We start from the raw sequence: 21,333 nt of genomic DNA on the forward strand, positions 1-21,333 counted from the left end.
GGCCGGCGGCTAGCTACAATGGCGGCTCTCGTCTGCGGTTCCTGGTCCGCACAGACACGAACAACCATTGAAGTTCGCGGCGATTTAGCGCTGCGGGCCCACTCACTGGCCGCGCCTTTTAAGGGCGCGCCTCCAAAAGGCTTGATCGCTATGGGACCTCTCGACGGATTTGTCTTTGTTGCCTTTGTGGTCGCGGTCGTCGCGATTGGCCTCTACAAGAGCAAGGACGAGGACACCGAGGGGGAGAAGGGCGCCTCGGACTACTTCCTGGCCGGTCGCGGGCTGACCTGGTGGCTGGTCGGCTTCTCGCTGATCGCCGCCAACATCAGCACCGAGCAGTTTGTCGGCATGAGCGGCGAGGCCGCGGCCTGGCTCGGCATGGCGATCGCCAGCTACGAGTGGATGGCCGCCATTACGCTGGTGGTGGTCGCGTTTGTGTTCCTGCCGAAGTTCCTCAAGAGCGGCATCTACACCATCCCGGAGTTCCTCGAGTACCGCTACGGCGCGTTCTCCCGGACCTGGATGGCGATCGCCACGATGATCATCCTGGTCGGCGTGCCGACCGCGTCGGTGATCTACTCCGGCGCCAAGGTCATCACCGGCAACTTCCAGGGCATCCTGGTCGCGGGCTACGACCTCGGCAACATCACGGTTGGCTGCTGGATTATCGGCACGCTGGCCGCAGCCTACGTGTTTGCCGGCGGCCTCAAGGCCTGTGCCTGGGCGGACCTGATCCAGGGCGCCGCGCTGATCATTGGCGGCTGCATCATCGCCTACCTCGCGTTTGCGCTGCTCGAACGCACCGACCCGGAGGAGCTGCTGCTCACAAGCCGCAACGCCGAGCTGACGGTTGCTGACATCCAGGACGAAGGGGGCTGGGGCCGTTTCTGGAAGCTCAACGATGCGCCGCTGCCCGAGGGCAAGCTGCACATGAAGCGGCCGCTCGACGACCCTAAGATCCCGTGGTCGGCGCTGGTGCTCGGCCTCTGGATCCCCAACTTCTTCTACTGGGGCCTGAACCAGTACATCACCCAGCGGACGCTGGGATCGAAGTCGCTGGCCGAGGGGCAGAAGGGCGTGGTGTTCGCCGCGCTGCTGAAGCTGATCATCCCGTTCATTGTCGTGATCCCCGGTATCCTCGCGTTCAACCTGTTCAACGGCGAGCTGCGTGAGGACGCCGTGGGCCGCAACGCCCAGATCTTCGCGGAGCACTCCCCCTCGCTCTACGCCGAGCTGAGCGACTCGGTCAAGCCGAACGCCGACCTCCCGCGGAACAAGGGCCTGCTCGCCAAGATCGACGGGCTGCTGGAGGCCGCCCCCACCGGGGAGCGGCTGTACAAGTTCGACGAGGCCTTCGCCGAATTGCACCCGGAGGACGCCGCGCGGATTGTCCGCCACAACCTTAGGACTACCGGCGCCGATGCTTCCGCCGCCCCCGGCCCCGACGCCGCGGCGGCCGAGCTGGCCGAGGCGAGCGATTCCAGCAGCGAGACCCCCGAAGACGCCACGATCGAGGTCTCGACGCTCGCCGCCCACGACTACGACAACGCCTTCCCGACCCTGCTCCGCGAGCTGCTGCCGATCGGCATCGGCCTGAAGGGCTTCGTGCTGGCGGCTATCTTCGGTGCGGTGGTGAGCTCGCTGGCCTCGATGCTCAACTCGGCGTCCACCATCGCCACGATGGACATCTACAACAAGATCCGTGGCGGCAACGCCCCCGCGGCCGAGTTGGTCCGCGCGGGTCGGTTCTTCGTCGTGGTGTTTGTGCTGATCGCGATGCTCATTGCCCCGTACCTGGGTCACCCGAGCTTCTCCGGCATCTTCACGTTCATCCAAGAATTCCAGGGCTTCATCTCGCCGGGCGTGCTGGCGATCTTCTTGTTCGGTCTGCTGGTGCATCGGGCGCCCCGCAACTGCGGCATCGTCGGGTTGGTGCTCAGCCCGGTGCTGTACGGCCTGTTCAAGTTCGGCCCGAGCATCCCCGGGCTGGGCGAGATCGGCGCCCTGCAGTGGATCGCCGAACGCTCGTTCCTCGACCGGATGTCGATGACGTTCCTGATCATCCTGGCGGTGCTGACGGCGATGACCCTGGCGAAGCCGCTCAAGCAGCCGGTCGAGCTGCCGGTGAACGTCGAAATGGACATGCGGAGCAGCCGCCTCGCCCAGGTGATGGGCGTGTTCTCGGTGCTGCTGACGATCGTGCTGTACTACATATTCTGGTAGCGAGGCGGCGTCCCCGGGCGGCTGCCCGGCGGGGACCGACTCCGGGAAACCCGACGCGGCCGCTTGGTGCTCAGCGCCCAGGCGGCCGCGCTTTTTTGCCAAGCTGGTCTTGGCAGCCTGCCCAGATACGCTAGATTGTCCGGGCGGAACAGGGCCCCGAGAACGGACAGGCGGGCCATGATTTTTTGCGGCCCTGCCGGGGCCGCCCCGGTGCATTCATCCTATGGTTGGCCTCGCCACGCTACTCGCTACCACCGGTCTGCTGGTCTCGGCCGGCGCGGCGGAATCGTTCCTGCACCGCCGCCGTCTGAACCAGATCCCGGTCCGGATTCACGTCAACGGCACACGCGGGAAGTCGAGCGTCGCGCGGCTGATCGCCGCGGGGCTCCGCGAGTCCGGCACCCGCACCTGCTGCAAGACCACCGGCACGCTGCCGCAGATGATCCTGCCGGACGGCACCGAGTTCCCGGTGTTCCGGCCCGCCGGCGCCAACGTGATCGAGCAGATCCGCATCGTCGACGCGGCGCTCGAGTTCGGCGCCGAGGCGATCGTCATGGAGTGCATGGCGCTGATCCCGTACCTGCAGTACCTCAGCGAGAACAAGCTGGTCCGCGCCACCCACGGAGTGATCACCAACGCCCGCGAGGACCACCTCGACGTGATGGGACCCGGCGAAAAGGACGTCGCGCTGGCGTTGCTCGGCATGACGCCGCCGGGCCAGAAGCTGTTCACCGCCGAGCGCGACCACATCGACCTCTTCCAGAGGGTGTGCGACGACCGCGGCACCGAGCTGATCGGCATCACCGAAGAGGACGTGGCGGCGATCACGCCGCTCGACCTGGCCGGCTTCCCCTACGTCGAGCACGCCGAGAACGTCGCGCTCGCCCTGCGGGTCTGCGAGGACCTCGGCGCCGACCGGTCCACGGCCCTGCGGGGCATGTGGGCGGCCAAGCCGGACACGGGCGCGATGGTGGCTCACGAGATGGACTTCTTTGGTCGGGAGATAAAGTTTGTCAACGGCTTCGCGGCGAACGACCCGGAGTCGACCGAACGCATCTGGCGGATGGCGCTCGAACGCTACCCGGACGTCAAACGCCGCATCGCGGTGTTCAACTGCCGTGTCGACCGGCCGGACCGCTCGGCCCAGCTGGGACGCGTCATCGCCCAGTGGCCGCAGGCGGACTACTACGTGCTGATCGGCACCGGCACCTTTATGTTCGCCCGCGAGGCGGCCAAGCAGGGCATCGACGCCCTCAAGCTGGTCTTCCTCGAGGACCGCAAGGCGGACGAGATCTTCGAGCGGTGTATTGAACTTTCGGCGGGGTCCGCCCTGGTGATGGGCATGGCCAACATCGGCGGCGTGGGTCTGGACGTGGTCCGCTACTTCGCCAACCGCAGCACCATGAGGGCGTTCAAGTGATTGATGTGGATATCGTGGCGGTCTCGATCGGGGTGGGGCTCGCTGTCAGCCTGATGTTCTCCGAGGTGTTCGGCCTGGCCGCGGGCGGCATGGTCGTGCCCGGCTACTTCGCGCTGTACCTCGGCAAGCCCATCGACGTGCTGCTGACCCTGGCCTGCGCGCTGGCCACCTTCCTGGTGGTGCGGCTGCTGTCGACCTTCGTCATTATCTACGGCAAACGACGCACCGTGATGATGATCCTGGTCGGCTTCCTGCTCAACTCGGTGTTCTCGCTGCTGCCTGTCGAGGAGCTCCTCATCAAGGCCGGCTACACGCCCGACCTCGAGAACGGCTCGGCGATGGAGGTCATCGGCTACATCATCCCCGGGCTGGTCGCGATCTGGATCGACCGCCAGGGCCTGGTCGAGACGCTCAGCGCGCTCACCTCGGCCTCGATCGTGGTGCGGCTGATCTTGATCCTCATCTTTGGCATGTCCCTCAATCAGCTTTAAACGCTGAATCGTCATGAAAAAAGTCTACTGGCGTCCCCGCACCGTCTCCCGCACGGCGTTGCTGTTGATCGCGATGCTTGCGGTCGCGAGCCTGGTCGTTTCGGAGTTCACCAAATCGGTCCAGGAGCGGCCGTACGGCGACGTGAAGCTCGCCGCCGCCCAGACTGCGCAGAAGGCGTTCGACGTCATCAAGGAGGCCCGCATCGAGGCCGGCCCGCCGATCGACTCCGAGCACGACCCGCTCGACACCGGCGTCATCGGCCTGCCCAACTCGGTGATCACCAGCGTGCACGGCGTGCTGCCGGCCAAGCAGGTCTCGGTGAACCCGAACTTCGCCGCCGTGATCGTCGAGCTGCTCAAGGAGGCCGGCGCCAAAGAGGGTGACGTCGTCGCGCTCGGCCTGTCGGGCTCGTTCCCGGCCCTCAACACCTGCTCGATCGTCGCGTGCGAGACCCTCGGCCTGGAGCCGCTGATCATCTCGAGCGCGTCGGCCAGCGAGTGGGGCGCCAACGTGCCGCACCTGATGTGGATCGACATGGAGCGGATCCTCAACGAGAAGGAGATCATCCACTCCCGTTCGCTGGCGGTGTCGCCCGGCGGCATGGAGGACGAGGGCCCCGCTACCCGTGAAGGGATGGAGGCGGTCCGCGAGGGAGTCGATCGCAACGGCCTAAAGTTCATTGAGGGCAAGACCCTGGAGGAGCACGTCAAGAAACGCCGCGAGATCTACCGCGAGGCGCTCGCCGGGCGGCCGATCAAGGTCTACATCAACGTTGGCGGCGGCGCGACCAGCGTCGGCACGCACATCGGCAAGGACCTGTTCAACCCCGGCCTCAACCTGGTCGCCCCGCCCCGCGCCGAGCGGATCCCGGGCGTCATGCCCCAGCTGGCAATGGAGGGCGTCCCCTGCATCCACCTGGTGAACATCGTCAACCTGGCCGCCCGCTTCGGCCTGCTCGAGTCCCTCGAGGAGCCGAACGAACAGGGCGACGAGTTCAAGCAGCTCCGCACCCCCGGCGAGGCCGGCATCTTCGAGGGCATTGAATACAGTAAGCCGATTGTCGCGGCGTCGCTGGCCTCGATCGTTGCGGCATTGTGGGGCTTCATCCGCACCGATATCGGCTTCCGTCTGCTCCGCGGCGGCGCGTCCCGCAAGGCGGCCGGCCCGCCCGAGCCGATGGTGTAGCCTGCGAGCGACCCCAAGCCGTTCGCGCCGCAAGGCCCCATGGGGTTTTGTCCTTCCACGCGCCCCGGCCAAGACTGGCCCGTGCCCGGCGGGGCGACTCTAAGACCAATCAGGTAAACGCCTTGCGCCGTCCGCCGCAGCTGCAACCGCCTCGGCGTTTTGCCCACGAATACGAGCGGAGGGGACAAAACCTAACGGGCAGTCGAAGCCGTGCCGACGCCGCATCGCAGCCAACCCACGACAACAGCGCAACCCTTCATTGGACCACGCACCGTGGCTCTTTTCGATGACTAAATCGCGACCCGATGAGAACGCCCGGGTCGGTGCGGCCCGTTCGCCAGCCGCCGGTTGACGCTCCAACTTCCAGATCCGCTGACGGACCGCAGGCTGCCCCCGCCTCGGAAACTCTTTCGCCAAATCTTGAGTCGAAACTCTTCTTTTGGCGCGGGACTTGTTCTTATCTGCTTGCGAAGTCGCCTTCGTCCGTCTGGCCCCTCCCGGGGCACGCATCGGAACCAACCCGAGCGTCGACGCACCGTCCGGGCGGTGGTGAGCCACGCAGGTTGCCCGCTCGACGCGCAGGGCCCCGCTAGCGTCGGCGACTTCGTGCACACGCCTGCTAATGTCGCTAGGCGGTCAAGAACCAATTGTCTTTGGAGAGAACGACGATGCGTAGCAACTGGATTCCGCGACTGGCCATGAAGGCAATCACCCTGGCGGCCGCCGCCGCTGTCGGGCTGTCTGCTGGGGGAGCGCTGGCGAACCATCTCACCTACTACACGGTGGACTTCAGCCAGCTGAACGACTCGAACGTCGCGGGCAACGCCGTGCTGACGCACGACACCGACCTGAACACGCTGCGGGTCGAGATCAGCGCGCTGAACCTCGAACCCGATATGGACCACATGATGCACATCCACGGCACGTTCGATAGCGGTTCGCCGTCCGACGCCACCGTTCCGACGCTCGCTCAAGACACCGACGGCGATGGGTTTATTGAGGTGCTAGAGGGCGTCGCCTCGTACGGCGATATTATTCTGCCGCTCGGCACAGAGACCGCCCCGCTCGGCGTGATCGACTACGACCAGACGTTCGACCTGAGCGACGACTCGCTGTTCTTCAGCCCGGTCACCTCGACCGACTACACGGCCGCCGACCTGATGCCGCTGAGCTTCCGTGAGATCGTGATCCACGGCAAGACGGTCGCCTCGGGCATTGGCGCCGGCACCGACGGCGAAGTCGACGGCACGGGCGGTTACCTCGGTCTGCTGCCGGTTGCCGCCGGCGAGATCGTCGGCCCGCCCGTCCCCGAGCCGGCCACCGCGCTGCTGGCGATGGGCGCGGTTGCGGCGATTGCCACCGGCCGCCGCCGCGTCGCCTAAGCAGCGGGCGACAACCCAACCTGCACGAGGCCGCAGCCCGGCGCCGGGCTGCGGCCTCTTTTCGTTGGCGGGCCGTAATATCGATCGGCTACCATGCGGGGGCGCCCCCGTCCGGTTGGGCGGCGGGACCACGTGTTCTAGCAGCGGGGATGCGTCTTGCGTACGACAAATCGATGGCGGCCGCGTTGGTGGGCGTTGGGCATTCTTGCCTCCGGTTGTTTGGTTAGCGCCGCAGCGCAGGCCGACCCGGGTCTTGCTGCCAGCGACCAGTTCCCCGAGGTCGACAGCAAGAAGGGTCTGCAGGTCGAGCTCGCCGACGACGCCATCGCGCTGGGCGTCCGGCACGCGGCGATCAATGTCGACCTGTCGCGGCTGATCGCCCCGGCGGCGGCGCCCGGGGCCGGCGACCGCTACCTCCAGCGCGAGCACGGCGGCCGCTCGTTTGCGTGGCGGACCGACTACCTGCACGCGCTCGAGGGGACCATCCGCCAACTCCACGACGGCGGCGCCCTGGTCTACGTGATCCTGCTGACCTACGAGCAGCCCGACCCACGCGTCAATCAGATCATGCTGCACCCGGACTACGACCCCACCGCGCCGAACCACCTCGGCGCGTGGAACTTCCGCACCGACGACGGCCGCGCCTGGCTGGCCGCCACGCTCGACCTGCTCGCCGAGCGCTGGTCGGGCGGCGAGGAGAGCTCCGGAGAGGTCGCCGGCTACATTGTCAGCAACGAGGTCAACTCGCACTGGTACTGGCACAACCAGGGCCGGGCCGGCCTGCAGCAAGTGGTCGCCGACTACGCCGACGCCGTCCGCCTGGTCCACACCGCCGTCCGGCGGCACGCCGCCTGGCCACGGGTGTACCTGTCGCTCGACCACCACTGGGGCATCGCCTACCCGGCGGGCGGCGCCGACCAGTGCCTGGCCGGCAAGGATTTCGTCGACGCGTTTGCGCGGTGTGTGAAGCAGGCGCCCGGCGGCGACTTCGACTGGCACGTCGCCTACCACCCGTACCCCGAGAACCTGTTCGAGCCGCGGTTCTGGCAGGACAAGTCGGCCACTGCCGCGCCCGACACCCCGCGGATCACGTTCAAGAATCTCGAGGTGCTCACCACGTACCTCGAGCGGCCCGAACTGCTCCACGACGGCCGGCCACGCCGCGTGATCCTCAGCGAGCAGGGCTTCCACTCGCCGCCCGGCGAAGAAGGTGAAACGCTGCAGGCCGCCGCCTACTGCTACGCGTACGCCAAGGTCGACCGGCTCGCCGGTGTCGACGCCTTCATCCTGCACCGGCACATCGACCACCCGCACGAGGGCGGCCTGAACCTGGGCCTCCGCCGCCGCACGCCCGGCGCGGCCGACTCGCACCCGAAGAAGAAGATCTACGACTGCTTCCGCGCCGCCGGCACACCGGAGTGGGAGGCTGCGTCGGCCTTCGCGCTGCCGGTTGTGGGGCTCGAGAGCTGGGATGAGGCAGGGCGGTAGCGGGCGGCTGGATCGAGCGTTGTCGTATCCAATCTGGCGCCCGATACTAGCGTCGGGCGGAGCGGTGGCGAGGATGACCGGAACGATGAATCCCGCTCTCGTTCCACAGGAAGAGCTGCGTCAATAGGAGGTCGGATGATGGATCGCTTGTTCGTGGGGCCGTCGCTCGTTTGCCTGGGGCTGATCGCGGCCGTCTGTTCCGCGGAAGAGGCCCCGCTACGCGTGGTGGCCGGACGCGTCACCGATGAAGAAGGCTCCCCCATCGAGGGCGCGCTGATTGAGTGGGGGCACTACCACACCCTGTTTGGCGGCGGCAATGAAACTACACGCACCGGGCCCGATGGAAGCTACCGGTTGGAGTCGAGAAAGATCGGCCATGAGTACCGCCTGGGCGTCTCGGCGCTTGGCAACGCTCCGAGGTGGTGGGACCATTTCATCCCGGGCCGCGCGGAGGATCCTTCGCAGGCAGACTTCGCGCTGCAGCCGGGGGGTGTTCTTAGGGGAACCGTCGTCGATGAAGACGGCGCCCCGCTCGAGGGAATAGCGATCCTCGCTATGAGCGTGTCCGAGGGATTCTACAGCAGTTTCTCGATGCCATCGGTCTCGTATCCTTTTCCTGGACCGCCGCACGTCGGGACGACCGACGCAGAGGGACGCTTCGAGATCGTCGACCTCCCGGCGACTGAGTCGAAGGTGGTCGGCATGACGCCCGAGAAGAAAGTCATTCATCGCGAGGAACCACGCAAGTTCATGCTCTGCAGACAGGGCAAGGCATCCTACTCAACGCTGCAGACAGTGACTTGTGGCGAAGAGGCGAGGATCGTCATCCGGCGGAGGTGGCTCGGCTCAAGGGAGAGCACGCCGGGCGTTGTCCGCGGCGTGGTGCTCGACGCCGAAACGAACCAGCCGATCCCGCGGTTCAAGCTTGGGATCCGGCATCGTGCGGGGTTGCACTCCTTCGAGGACCCGCACGGGAACTTCGTGCTCGACGAGCTGATCGAAGAACACCAGTACGAGGTGCACGTCTTCGCCGAGGGGTACGCGCCCGGGCTGCTGGGCGACGACGAGAACCCCGACCACGCGGTCGGAACCGCCCCGTCGGACGAGCGGCGGTTCGTCTGCCGCCTGCAACGGTCTCAATCGTACAAGGGGATGGTGGTCGACCCCGATGGGCGCCCGATCGAGGGGGCAGAGATAGTCTTCGGGGTCTATCGCGGCGCGCCCTCCAGTCCCTATTTCGAATGGGCAACGTTCGAGAAGTACGCGGATGGGTACATGAGCCTTGACCACGTGCAACGCATGACAACCGCCGCCGACGGCCGGTTCACGTTCAGCGAGGGATCGACGGCCGGCTGCCTTGCGGTCCGTGCGGAGGGTTTTGGAAGGGTCTACTACGAAGCAGAGCAACGTCCCGTTCTGGATGACGCCGGCGAAGCCAAGGTGGCGCTGGCGCGGGCCAACGCCTCGATTCGCGGGGTCGTCCGATGCAATGGGCAACCCGTGCCAAACTCTGAGGTGAGTCTGTGGCGACACGGCAATCACGGGTACTCAAGCCGCGTAGAGACTGATGAGCAAGGCGAGTTCGTGCTCCCTCACCTTGATTCGAGTAAGTACACACTCACGATTGAGGTCGAACGCGACGCTTCCTCGCACATCGAGTACAAACGGGTTCTCTCGCTCGAATCGGGGGAAGCCAGGGAGCTGGACGTCGATCTCAAGGAAGGGCCGCTAACGCTCTACGGCAAGGCGCCGCGATTCTGCCGGGTGAGCCTAAAGCAACAACTCGACGAAGACTACGAGATTACCTACCACACGATCGGCAGCCCCGACGGGCGGTACTTGATCACGGGCCTGAACGTCGACTTCTACGACTTAGAGGTTCGAACGCCCGGTTCTACGCTCCACGGGACAATGGGCAGTGAGTGGGAGCCGCAAGAGATCGTGGTCGCTAAAGATCAAGAGTGGGACCTCTCCAGAGGCGGCTTCAAATAACGCTTCTTGCGGAGCGGCGTTTCCTGACCCCTCCAGCAATCGAGCACGCAGCCCGCGGTTCACGAGGGCGGCGAGTGGATCAAACGGATACGCGGCCGGGACGTTCGTCGTGCCGCTGCGCGTCGTGTTGCTCGCCTGCCGCGGTCATGCCACGCGTCTCTGCTCAATCCACCGGAACCACCAGCACCGGGTGCGGCGACCGGCGGACGAAGTCGTGGATCTCGTTCCGCGAGTCGTGGTCGTGCCGCACCAGGCCCAGCGCGATCAGGGCGGGGTGGGTCTGTGGGTGTTCGGGCGTGATCGGCTGCTCGTCGGCCTCGTAGCGGATGATCAGCTCGTAGGTAAAGCCTTGCTCTCGCGAAGCCTTCTGCAGGCCGGAGTGCAGCGGGGCGTAGGTCCGGGCGAGCGCGCTCTCAAGGTCCTCGGGGTGGAACTCGGCGTCGGGCTGCAGCGAGTTCATGATCTCGCGGAAGTTCTCGTAGGTGCTCTTCTCGACCATCAGCAGCAGTTCGAGCCGGCCGTGCGGCTGGACCAGGCCGACGGCCCAGCTCGCCGTCTTTTCGGCCGCCGCGTTCTCACGCGTCAGCACGATCCGCACGTGGTCCGACGGGTCCCGCCCGATGGCGTCGGGGCGGCGGAGAAAGATGGTGGGGATCTCGGACCTGGCCGTGACCACCTCCATGACGGTGCCCGTGCTGTCCTCGCCCAGCGCCTCGAAGTCGCGCCGGAAGGGGCACGGCAGCATCAGCAGGTCGGCGCCGAAGGACTGGGCGGCGGCGAGGACCTGGTCGTAGTCCTCCTCGAGCGAAGCGTCGGCGGCGACCGCAGTCGCTCCCAACTCGACGGTCTGGTCCGGGCTTGCCGGGGAGCCGCCGAACGCCGTTAGGCAGCCGACCTCGCAGGACAGCCGGTCGCGCAGCTGCTTGGCGAACAGCGTCAGGGCGTGGTCCTGAGTCGTGCCGTCGGGCGCGATGAGGATCTTCTGCGGGCGCCGCTGCGGGACCTCGGTCGTTGGGCCGACGTCGGCCCGCTCGAACAGGTCCATCGAGTCGCTGAGTTGATGGTCGACGTGGCGTTGGGTTGGGTCGGGCATTGGCGGGTGCTCCCGTGCTCTGATCCAGTTGTGGTAGTGAGTCCGCATGACGGCGGGGCCGCGCGGTTCCAGTCGGCGGTTACCCCGGCAGGCTGGGTATCCAGCCCGCGTAGTAGAGGGCCAGCAGGTAGGCGATGGCGCCGCCGATCTGCAGCACCAGGATCGTGCCGCCGAGCCGGATGAACTCGCCCCACGACACGGTTTCGTGCACTTCCTTCTTAAGGGTGTAGAGGGCGATGACGCACGAGATCGAGCCAATCGGGGTGCCGTTGCCCCCGAGGTTGCACCCGAGGATGGTGCCCCACCAGAGCGGCTCGACCGCGACGCCGCCGTCGCCGATCTGTTCGACTACGGGGATGAGCGTCGCCGCCACGGGGATGTTGTCGACGATCGCCGACGCGACGGCCGAGAACACCGTCAGGAGCGCGACCAGCAGGCCGGTGCTGCCGTTGGACAACGCCACGACCTGGTCGGCCAGCCAATTGAGGGCCCCCGTCTCCTTGACGCAGCCGATGATCAGGAACAGGCCCAGGAAGAACAGGATGATGGTCCAATTGACCTTGGCGATGGAGTCCTCGATGGTCTTCCCGGCGAAGAGCAACGCGGCCGTGCCGCCCGCGATGGCGATGAAGTCCATGCCGACCCCCAGCGGCTGAGCGAGCGCGAAGCCCACCACGGTGAGCGTCAGGATCGCGGCGCTGCGGATCAGCACCCGGCGGTCCTCCACCAACGCCCAGGCGTCGAACTGCTCGATGCGGTCCTTCAGGCTCGCCTGTTCAGGCCCGCTCTGCTTCCACGGCAGCGACCCGCGGAACGCGAACCGCAGGACCGCCAACGCGATCAGGAAGCTGACGAGCGCGTACGGCGCCGACACCATCAGGAACTGGACGTAGGGGATGCCGGCCTGGGTGCCGATCATGATGTTCGGCAGCCCGCTGGCGAAGGTCACCACCGCGCCGCTGTTTGCGCAGATCGCGACCGAAAGCAGGAAAGGCTTGGGCGGGTAGTCCAGCTTCCGGCAGATGACCAGCACCAGCGAGCTGAGGATCAGCATCGCGGGCACGATGGTCAGCACCGCGACAAACACGAACGTCAGCACGCAGATGGCGAAGTACAGCGCCGAGGCGCGACCGCCGGTCGCCTTGACCATCAGGATGCTGAGGAAGTGGAACAGGCCGCTGCGGCCGGTGACGTCCACCAGGATCCCGGTGCCGATAATCACCCCGAAGATGTTCAGGTCGTGCGAGAGGATCTCGTAGGTGGCGTCGTAGCTGGGCAGCACCCCGAGCGCCAGCGCGAGCGGGACCAGCACCACGGCGCCCAGCAACGCGGCGACCGTCTTGTGGAAGCTGTCGACGGCGACCCCCACGTAGGTCGCCAGCATGCCGAGCGCAAACAGGATCATCACCCATGCCGGGGCGCGCTCGATCGGCTCGGAAGCGGCGGCCGCCAGCAGCAACGTGTCGGAAAAATCCATTTCTCCTCTTTCGAACCAGGGACGTGAGCTCTCTGCACGCCCACGCGGCCGCGCTCGCCTCGGCGGGCATTCTACGACGATCGGCCGCCCGCGGGCAAATCGCTACGCGCCCTGCGGCGAACAGGCCCGCGGCGTGGGCGTCCCTATCGTCGCTCCGCTCAGCCGGTTACCAGGTGATTCGTCGACTGCGTCGGCTCGTGCATGCGGCGTAGCTCGACGTCGTGCAGGCGCATCTTGGCGGACTCGAGGTAGAAGCCGAACAAGCCACTGGTGAAGGTCGGGTCGGCGAGCGTAAGGATCACGCGGCCGTCGACCGAGAGCTCGAGGTAGTGGCCAAAAGCGATCAGCTGCACCTCGGCCGAGCCGGGGGTGTCGTTGTGCCAGTTGCCCCCCTGCAGGGCCCTGAACTGCATCATGTGCTCGCCGCTGCCGGGCTCGCCCGTCTGCCACGCGCGGAGCTGGGCGAGGCCCTTCAAGAGGTCGAGCGACACGTAGTAGCCGTCGTACGTGTCGGAGTCGACGCGGAACACCACGCCGCACTTGCCGAGCCCGTCGAGCTCGATCTTCGCCCGCAGCCGCGCCGACGAGAGCGGCGTGTCGAACACGAACGCCTGGAAACCGGCCTCGCAGGCGAGCTCGAGCTCGGACCCGTCGACCGAGCAGTGCTCGTGGGACGCCGCGCCGCGGAGCGGCCGGACGCAGCGGGTGGCGACCGGGTCGCCGAGCCACTGGTTGAGCCCCTCGAACGTCGACGTGCGGAGCAGCCCGCCGGGGGTCTGCTGCAGGCGTTTGGGGGGCGGCATGATATTGTGCGAGGTGCGGTCGGCTCCGCCCAGCGTAAAGAAGTTCCACACCAGCCAGCCGTGGTCGTCCTGGCAGACGCGGCCGGCGTAGTTGCCCTGGGCCAGCAGCACGTTGTCGTGGTAGCTCCGCCAGGGGTTGCCGATCTTGTCGGTGTGCCAGTAGCGGATCTTGGCGTCCTCGCGGAGGCTGCCGATCAGGTAGTACTCCTCGCCGACGCGGATCAGGTTCGGGACCTCGATGTCGTCGTACAGGCCGGGGTGGTGCAGCGGCGGGCGCGGGGTGAACTCGCCGGGGGCCGTTTCTTCCACGACGCCGACGCAGCCCCGCCGCACGAGCGGGCCCTCGTTGGTTCTGGCGGCCATGATCAGCCAGCCGCGGTCCCCCTCGCGGTAGTAGTACGGGTCGCGGAAGCTGACCCAATTGCGGTCGGTGTCGAGCGTGGCCTCGTAGTACTCGGGGTCGGCCTCCAGCGGGAACGGGCTCTCCTCAGACAACTCCGAGTGCCGGCAGCTGGTCGGCTGCTGCCGGGCGATCGCGCGGGCATGCATCACCTTCGGCGGGTCGTAGGGGCCGCGTTCGTCGTGCCAGTGGACGGGCGTCTTCTGCCAGTGGTACAGGTCGTCGCTGACGGCCAGGCCGATCCGCTGCACGTTGCCCTGCTCGCGCCGCGACAGCCCGGTGTAGAACATCCGCCAGCGGCCCGGCTGGTGCGGATCCGGCGAGACCGCCATCGTCCACAGCATGAGGTCGTCCCACGAGCCGGGGTCGCCGATGAACAGCGCGTTGTTGACCCGCCGCCAGTTGATGGCGTCGGTGCTGACGGCGTGGGCGATGAAGTCGTGGTTCGGCAGCACCAGGTGGAACAGGTGGTACAGGCCATCGTGGTACAGGACGTCGACGTCGCCGATCGCCTTGCGGCTGCCTTCGGTCTCGGTGAACACGGGTGAGTCGCTGGGTTGGCGGAGCGTGGCTGCGGCAGACCGAGGCATTCGCCCTGCCAGGTAGAATTCTCTGTGCCTAGTGTAGACGCCCCGCCCGCAGGTGGCACGCCCCTTGGGGCGTGGCTGCGCCGGTGGTAGCTCACCACGCCGTATCGGGGCGTGCCACCGAATGTCCGTCAGGTGACAACCACGACGGCACGAAGAACACGACGTACGGAGGGTGGCGCGTGGCGTTCGTCGTGCCCGTTGTGCCGTTGTGGTTGAAGACCGGCCACAATCGGCGCCCTTGCCTGATTTCTTTGTAGCGAGCTGCCACGCCGCGCGTTCCAATAGAGGAACACCATGGAGCGCTTGTTCGTGAGGCCATCAGCTGCCGTCAGAAGCCGCCAGCTTGCGTCGGCTGCTGCGCGCCTAGCGGCGGCGGGCCTGGCGAGCGGGGCCCCCCTCCGGCTGCCGCCGGAGCTTGCAGGGGGAAGATCTTGAGTGGGGTTTTGTCCCCTCCGCTCGATAATTCGGACCATACGCGGAGTGGGAGCCAGGATGCACGGAGACTGCTATAGCAGCGTGAAGTGCCTGTCAGGACGCCGTTTGCCCTCGTCGCGGAGGGGCGAGCAGTGGACGAAACCCGCGCGGCAGCCGATCGCCCCCGGCAGTCTAGCGACAGGGTACAATCGGACCGCCGCCAGCAGCCGAACTCACGTTTCCCGCCGGCGGCGGTGACTCAAGCCACAGGCTCTTCTCATGCCGCGTTCTTCGCTGATAGGTTCGCTCGCCTTCCTACTGACGCTTTCTGCTTGCCCGCGGCCGCTGCTTGCCGCCGAAGCCGACACGCAGGTCGATTGGCCGGTGGTGGGGAACGACCCCGGCGGGATGCGGTACTCGGAACTGGCCGCGATCAACCGGAGCAACGTCTCCCAGCTCGAGCCCGCGTGGGTGTACCGCACCGGCGAACTCGAGGCCGACGGCGGCGGACGCACGATTGAGTGCGCGCCGATCGTGGTCGAGGGCGTGATGTACCTCACGACCGGCAAGCTCAAGGTGGTGGCGCTCGATGCGGCCACGGGAGAAGAGCTGTGGAAGTTCGACCCGCTGAGCCCCCAGAAGTCGCTCGACCCGTACATCCACACGCCCACCTCGGGCGGCGTGAACCGGGGCGTCGCCTACTGGTCGGACGGTAAGCCCGACGGGGAGCGTCGCATCCTGCACGGCGTCTCCGACGGGCGGCTGATCTCGCTGGACGCACGCACCGGCAGGCCCGACCCCGCGTTCGGCGTGCGTGGCGTGCGTGACCTGCGAACGGAGCTCGAGCCGGCGGTAGCGAATCTGGGCTACGGGCCGACCTCCGCGCCGGCCATCTGGCGGGACACGGTCATCCTGGGAGTGTCGTGCGGTGAGGGGCCGGGGGTCTCGGCGCCCGGCGACATCCGCGCCTTCGACGTGCGCACTGGTGAGCAGCTCTGGAGCTTCCACACGGTGCCTCACGAGGGAGAGTTCGGCAACGACACCTGGGAAGGCGACTCGTGGAAGGGCCGCGGCGGGGCGAACGCGTGGAGCGGGCTCATCGTGGACACGCGGCGGGGGCTCGTGTTCGCGGGCCTCGGCTCCGCGGCGTTCGACTTCTACGGCGGCGACCGCAAGGGCGAGAACCTGTTTGCGAACTGCACCATCGCGCTCGACGCCGAAACGGGACGGCGCGTGTGGCACTTCCAGACCGTGCACCACGACCTGGCCGACCACGACCTGCCCACGCCGCCCAACCTGGTGACCGTGAACCACAACGGCCAGCAGATCGACGCCGCCGCCCAGGTCACCAAGACCGGGTTTGTGTACCTGTTCAACCGCGAGACGGGCGAGCCGCTGTTCGAGGTCGTCGAGCAGCCCGCGCCCCAGTCAACCGTGCCGGGCGAACAGGCCTGGCTCACGCAGCCCGTGCCGGTGAAGCCGCCCCCGTTCGCGGCCCAGTTCCTCGACGAGTCGAATGTCACGAACATTGGGCGCGAGAACCGTCTCTTCGTGCTCTCGCAGCTTGAAGGGCTCACCGGCGGCGGGGCGTTCAGCCCGCCGAGCCTTGCCGGCGCGGTGATCATGCCGGGCTTCCACGGCGGCGCCAACTGGTCGGGCGCCAGCTTCGACCCCTCGACCGGCCTGTTGTACGTGAATGCGACCAACTGCCCGAACATCATGAGGCTCCGCAAGTCGGATTCCCCCAGCAACACGCGGTACGGCGGCTACGACCACCACGGGTATATCCAGTTCCGCGACCACGAGGGCTACCCCGCGGTGGCGCCCCCTTGGGGCGAGCTGCTGGCGATCGACCTCAACCTAGGGGAGATCGCGTGGCGGACGGTGCTGGGCGAGTACCCCGAACTCACCCAGCGGGGCGTGCCGCCCACCGGCACCGAGTCGTTCGGCGGCAGTATGGTGACCGCGGGCGGACTGGTGTTTATCGCGGGGACCAAGGACGAGCGGTTCCGCGCGTTCGACAAGTCGACCGGAGCGGTGCTGTGGGAGCATCAGCTCGCAGCAGGCGGGTACGCTGCCCCCTGCACGTACATGGTCGACGGGCGGCAGTATGTCACGATCGCTGCCGGCGGCGCCGGCAAGCTAGCAACGCGAGCGGGGGATCGTTTTTATACGTTCGCGTTGCCGCCAGGTTTCGAGAGCCGGTGACGCATCGTCGACGGGCCGGCGGCGCTGGGTTGGCTGCGTGGGCCTAGCGCTTCACCTGGTCCTGCATCATCCGCCGCGCGGAAGCCGACGCGGACTGCCAGTCGCCGGACTCGGCGTCGGCGAGGATGTCGTGCAGCCAGCCGGCCTCGCGGTCGGTCAGGTCGCCGGCGGCGTGCGAGGCGTCGATCTGTTCGGCCACAGCGTCGAGCTTGCCCCCATCCTGGCGGTTGGCGAGCGAGTAGAGCGCCATCGAGTAGTCGTAGGCCACGGGGCTCACCTCTCCGTAGCCGCCGCAACCTCCGATCGAAAGGAGCAGCGTGATAGCGAGTGCGTGTTTAAAGCGGTTCAAGGCTCACTTCCTCTTCGTTGATGCTCGAGGCCTCGGCCCAGGTGATCAGGTTGACGCTGTCGGCGACGAAGCGGACGGAGCCGTCGCCCATCGCGACGTTGCCGCCGCCGGGGTGTTCGGCGAACATCTGGCCGACGTGGTAGGTCGGGAAGTTGATCGGGTGGATAATCGGCGAGCCGGTGATGTCGAGCTCACCGCCCGACGGTCCGGCGTGCACCAGCACCAGCGTGGCGGCCGCGTCGGGGCTGTTCTCCGGCGAGGTGAACCGCGGGTGCGTGAACGCACCGGGCACGACGCCGACCCAGGTCTTGTCGCTCAGGGCCGAGGCGTGCTCGCCGAAAAAGATGGTCTTCGAGAGCCCGTCGGTGACCTCTTTGAGCCGCACCCGCGAGCCGCGGTAGAACGGCCCGTCGGCCACGCGCGAGGCGTCGCCGTTGACGGCAATGGTCTTGGTTTCGCTGGTGTAGATATTGGTGAACACGACGCCGGTCGAGGCCGCGCCGCACTCGCCCCAGCACGACTCCTGGCCGTGGCTCGCGACGTAGTTCGAACGCCCCACCCGCGGCCGCCGGCCGGCGACGGTGAGCGGCCCGCCGCTCGCGTCGACAAGCGGGAACGGGTCCCGCGGGCCGGAAGTCGAGGGGCACTGGAACACCGGCGGTTCGACGGCGATGGCCTGTTCGTAGGCGGGCGCCCAGAGTGGTTCGGCGAGGTCGATCTGAGCGGCGAGTCCGGCTTCCTCGAGGTGCGGCAGCAGGTGGGCCGCCCAGCCCCAGCCGGGCGGCGCGTCCCACGTGCTGGGGTCGCGGGTGGCGGGCGGGGGCGACTGGAGCGAGCGGGACGCGTACCCCGGCGGCAGACGCGCGTGCGTGTCGGCGTGGCCGAGTGTGGCCAGGCCAATCTGCTTGAGGTTGTTGACGCACTGCGATCGCCGGGCCGCTTCGCGGGCGGCCTGCACCGCGGGCAGCAGCAGGGCGATCAAGACACCGACCACGGCGATGACCACGAGCAGCTCCACGAGGGTGAACGCGGCCCTGGGGACGGCCTTGAACGCGCGGGGTCGGGGGGTGGTTGGCATGGCGGGATCGCGGCAGGGTGGTTTTTAGCCTGTGCTAAACTTGCGGTGATTTTAGCTTGTGCTAAAATGCGGGTCAAGCACGCGTTTGGAAACGCACCCCGCCCGAGAATTCGCTCGCTAGACCTGCTCTTCGATGCCCAACCGCCCCGCCAGCCGCCACCGCCGCACCCGCAACGACCACGCCAGCGAGACCGCCGAGGACTACGTCGAGGCGATTGCCGACGTGATCGACCAGAAGTCCCAGTGCCGCGCCGCGGACCTGGTCCGGCACTTTGGCGTCAGCGCGGTGACCGTCAGCAAGACTGTCGGACGGCTCCGAGACGCAGGCCTGGTCGAGGCCGAGCCCTACGGACCGCTGGGGCTAACCCCGGCTGGCAGGCGGCTGGCGGCCAAGTCACGCCGCCGGCACGAGACAGTGCTCGAGTTCTTGCGTGCGATCGGCGTGTCCGACGCGACCGCCCAGGTCGACGCCGAGGGGATCGAGCACCACGTCAGCGACGAGACGCTCCGCCGGATGCGGGCGGTGATCAAGAAGTTGGGGTAGGCGCTGGTTGGAGGGCGCTGGGCGCTAGGGAATGGTCTTTCAAACGAAAAGCAGCGCCTAGCGCCGTCCAGCTAGGGCCGCCGACCAAGGCGCCCCTCCCCCGCTCGCGCAGGGGAGGGGACGCCCGACCGGGTTCCCTAAGCTCGTTAGAAGATGACGTCGAACGGGTCGGCGTCGATGCGGTCCTGGTCGTCAGAGAGGATGTAGTCGAGGACGCCGTCGGCGGCCTCGATCTTGTCGGCGCCTCGTCCGCCGACGATCAGATCGGTGTCGTCGCCGCCGTTGAGGTGGTCGTCGCCGAGCTGGCCGTACAGGATGTCGAAGCCGGCGCCGCCAAAGACGACGTCGTTCCCGTCGCCGCCGAGCAGGATGTCGTTGCCCTGCTGGCCGTGGATCGAGTCGTCACCGCCGCCGCCGTTGATGCGGTCATTGCCGTAGCCGCCTGCAATGCGGTCGTTGCCCAGGCCGCCGTCGATGCGGTCGGCGCCCGACCCGCCGGAGATGGCGTCGTTGCCGGCTCCGCCGTCGATGACGTCGTCGCCCAGCATTCCGTAGATCAGGTCGGCCCCCGCGCCGCCGCTGATGACGTCGGCGGTGCGGAGCCGGAGGTTCGCGGCGGGGGCGTCGTCGCGGGCAGTCGTGGTGGCGGGCTCGGGCTCGTCGATCGCTTCGACCTTGCGGACCATCTTCTCGGCTGCCTCCACGCCGTCGCGTTGCACCTCGGGGCGGTTGGCGATGGGGCTGTCGTCGGTGGTGGGCTCGTCTCGGGTATCGCCGATCAGGACGTCGTCGCCCTGGCCGCCGCGGATGGCGTCGGCTCCCCAGCCGCCGAAGACGTAGTCGTCGCCGGCTCCGGCGTCGATGCCGTCGTTGCCGCGGCCGCCAAGGATGAGGTCGTCGCCGGCCTCGCCGGCAATCAGGTCGTCGCCGTTGCCGCCGAGCACGATGTCGTCGCCGGTTCCGGCGGCGATCTTGTCGGACCCCCGGCCGGTGTTGCCGTAGCGGACGGCGTAGTCGACCAGCCCGGCGTAGTCGTCGGGCACGTCGTTTGTGCCGTCGCCGAAGAGCCAGTCGTCGCCGCCGCCGCCGCGGATCAGGTCGTCGCCGTCGCCGCCGGCGATGGCGTCGGCGTCGCGTCCGCCGTAGAGGTGGTCGTCCCCCTCCCCGCCGACAATCGCGTCATTGCCGTACGAGCCGGAGAGGGAGTCGTTCCCGGGGCCGCCGATCAGCAGGTCGTTGCCCAGCTGGCCGCTCACGCGGTCGTTGCCCGGGCCGGCGACGACGATGTCGTTGCCGGCGCCGAGCACGGCGCTGTCGTTCCCCTCGCCGAGGTGGACCTCGGCGTTCTGGGTGACGTTCCAGGCGAACGAGACGACGTCGTCGCCGTCGCCGGTCTTCATGTAGATCTTGTCGACCAGGGCGTTCTCGTAGCTGGTAACCTCGCCGTTGACGTTGACCACCAGCCGCTCGCCTACGACCGACACGCGGATGCGGTCGTTGGCGTCGGTGCCGGCGACGAAAATAGCGCCGGCGGGCGGCTCGGCGGGCAGATCGCCCACGGTCGAGGCGTCGATCGCCATGAAGTCGGCCGCGAGCAGCTCGCGCGACTCGAGCGGTTCGACGCGTGCCCTGCGGGAGGTTTGATAGGAGTGTTTGGCCATCGGTTGAGTCCTGTAGACTGGGGTGTCCTGGAGAAGAGAAAAACGGCAAGCGCCCCTCGCGCTCGGAAGGAGCCCGCCTGGGTTGGCTGGCGGACCTGCGCCGCGCGGTGCCCCGTGGTGGGCGGTGCGCGACGCGAAGACCGATTCACCCGGCTGGCCCGGCGGGAGGTTGGTCGCAGAACAGAATCGGCGCCGCCCCAGATGGCGCCGGCGGGGGAGAGTGAGAGTGTTTGCCCACCGCTGTTCTGCATCCTGGCGACGGCCGCGGAGCGGATCAAGGCCGATCGGCCGGCTTTCCAGATAAGGGACAAAGTCTCTATGCGGGACGCGAGCGTGTCCCCCGTTGAGACCGCCGGGCAGGATCGAACAGCGGCGATTGCGCAGCGTGTGCCGGGCCGCTCGGCAGGATTGAACACCGTGGCCGCCGCCGACCCAAATTGGGATGCGACGGTGGTTCGGGTTGCGCTGGGTAGGGCCGGCGGCGATTGTTGCGAAAGTGCGACCGTGGCGTTTGCACAACGCGCCGCGGAGCGC

General features: G+C 67.6%; 15 protein-coding genes. 9 read left to right on the forward strand and 6 right to left on the reverse strand.

The window, feature by feature from the left end; all coding sequences use genetic code 11:
- Window positions 1-150: 150 nt before the first annotated feature.
- From Pla123a_RS04720 to Pla123a_RS04750, 7 genes are all read left to right on the forward strand, one after another.
- Complete coding sequence (locus Pla123a_RS04720) at window positions 151-2,223, forward strand: sodium:solute symporter family transporter (protein WP_146584410.1); 2,073 nt, start codon at window positions 151-153, stop codon at window positions 2,221-2,223.
- Window positions 2,224-2,446: 223 nt separating this feature from the next.
- Window positions 2,447-3,643 carry a poly-gamma-glutamate synthase PgsB gene (pgsB, locus tag Pla123a_RS04725; protein ID WP_146584411.1) on the forward strand — a complete coding sequence of 399 codons (1,197 nt, stop codon included), beginning with the start codon at window positions 2,447-2,449 and terminating at the stop codon, window positions 3,641-3,643.
- Window positions 3,640-4,134 carry a poly-gamma-glutamate biosynthesis protein PgsC gene (gene pgsC / locus Pla123a_RS04730; protein WP_197527679.1) on the forward strand — a complete coding sequence of 165 codons (495 nt, stop codon included), beginning with the start codon at window positions 3,640-3,642 and terminating at the stop codon, window positions 4,132-4,134. Before pgsB ends, pgsC begins: the two co-directional genes overlap by 4 nt.
- Before the next feature lie 13 nt (window positions 4,135-4,147).
- Complete coding sequence (pgsW, locus tag Pla123a_RS04735; RefSeq protein WP_146584413.1) at window positions 4,148-5,320, forward strand: poly-gamma-glutamate system protein; 1,173 nt, start codon at window positions 4,148-4,150, stop codon at window positions 5,318-5,320.
- 668 nt (window positions 5,321-5,988) lie between these two features.
- Window positions 5,989-6,702: a hypothetical protein gene (locus tag Pla123a_RS04740; RefSeq protein WP_146584416.1), complete on the forward strand. Its 714-nt coding sequence runs from the start codon at window positions 5,989-5,991 to the stop codon at window positions 6,700-6,702.
- Window positions 6,703-6,921: 219 nt separating this feature from the next.
- A complete protein-coding gene (locus tag Pla123a_RS04745) occupies window positions 6,922-8,190 on the forward strand; it encodes a DUF5722 domain-containing protein (RefSeq protein ID WP_146584418.1) in 1,269 nt (422 codons plus the stop codon).
- Between the two features lie 138 nt (window positions 8,191-8,328).
- Window positions 8,329-10,182, forward strand: coding sequence for a carboxypeptidase-like regulatory domain-containing protein (locus Pla123a_RS04750; protein ID WP_197527680.1), 1,854 nt, complete (start codon window positions 8,329-8,331; stop codon window positions 10,180-10,182).
- Window positions 10,183-10,345: 163 nt separating this feature from the next.
- Here the strand turns inward: Pla123a_RS04750 and Pla123a_RS04755 are convergent, their stop codons facing one another.
- The 3 genes from Pla123a_RS04755 to Pla123a_RS04765 all read right to left on the reverse strand — a co-directional run bounded on the left by Pla123a_RS04755 (window position 10,346) and on the right by Pla123a_RS04765 (window position 14,497).
- The gene (locus tag Pla123a_RS04755; protein WP_146584422.1) at window positions 10,346-11,275 is read right to left on the reverse strand and encodes a hypothetical protein; all 930 of its coding nucleotides are present in this window, start codon (window positions 11,273-11,275) and stop codon (window positions 10,346-10,348) included.
- 79 nt (window positions 11,276-11,354) lie between these two features.
- Window positions 11,355-12,752 carry an ArsB/NhaD family transporter gene (locus tag Pla123a_RS04760; RefSeq protein ID WP_231956325.1) on the reverse strand — a complete coding sequence of 466 codons (1,398 nt, stop codon included), beginning with the start codon at window positions 12,750-12,752 and terminating at the stop codon, window positions 11,355-11,357.
- A gap of 158 nt (window positions 12,753-12,910) precedes the next feature.
- Entirely contained in the window at window positions 12,911-14,497 is a 1,587-nt protein-coding gene (locus Pla123a_RS04765) for a glycosyl hydrolase (RefSeq protein ID WP_146584424.1), read from the reverse strand.
- A 741-nt stretch (window positions 14,498-15,238) separates the two neighbouring features.
- Between Pla123a_RS04765 and Pla123a_RS04770 the strand changes: the two genes are divergently transcribed.
- The gene (locus Pla123a_RS04770; protein WP_197527681.1) at window positions 15,239-17,167 is read left to right on the forward strand and encodes a pyrroloquinoline quinone-dependent dehydrogenase; all 1,929 of its coding nucleotides are present in this window, start codon (window positions 15,239-15,241) and stop codon (window positions 17,165-17,167) included.
- Window positions 17,168-17,210: 43 nt separating this feature from the next.
- Here Pla123a_RS04770 and Pla123a_RS04775 read toward each other — a convergent pair whose 3' ends face one another.
- Window positions 17,211-17,516: a hypothetical protein gene (locus tag Pla123a_RS04775; protein WP_146584425.1), complete on the reverse strand. Its 306-nt coding sequence runs from the start codon at window positions 17,514-17,516 to the stop codon at window positions 17,211-17,213.
- Window positions 17,503-18,594, reverse strand: a complete 1,092-nt coding sequence (locus tag Pla123a_RS04780) for a DUF1559 domain-containing protein (protein WP_146584427.1) — start codon at window positions 18,592-18,594, stop codon at window positions 17,503-17,505. Before Pla123a_RS04780 ends, Pla123a_RS04775 begins: the two co-directional genes overlap by 14 nt.
- A 133-nt stretch (window positions 18,595-18,727) precedes the next feature.
- Here Pla123a_RS04780 and mntR point away from each other — a divergent pair, with 133 nt between their 5' ends.
- Window positions 18,728-19,138 carry a manganese-binding transcriptional regulator MntR gene (gene mntR, locus Pla123a_RS04785; RefSeq protein ID WP_146584429.1) on the forward strand — a complete coding sequence of 137 codons (411 nt, stop codon included), beginning with the start codon at window positions 18,728-18,730 and terminating at the stop codon, window positions 19,136-19,138.
- A 146-nt stretch (window positions 19,139-19,284) separates the two neighbouring features.
- On the opposite strand, the gene Pla123a_RS04790 is transcribed toward mntR, so the two are convergent.
- On the reverse strand, window positions 19,285-20,799 hold the full coding sequence (locus tag Pla123a_RS04790; protein WP_146584431.1) for a calcium-binding protein: 1,515 nt from the start codon (window positions 20,797-20,799) through the stop codon (window positions 19,285-19,287).
- Between the last annotated feature and the right edge of the window lie 534 nt (window positions 20,800-21,333).

The organism is Posidoniimonas polymericola, from assembly GCF_007859935.1.
GTDB lineage: Bacteria > Planctomycetota > Planctomycetia > Pirellulales > Lacipirellulaceae > Posidoniimonas > Posidoniimonas polymericola.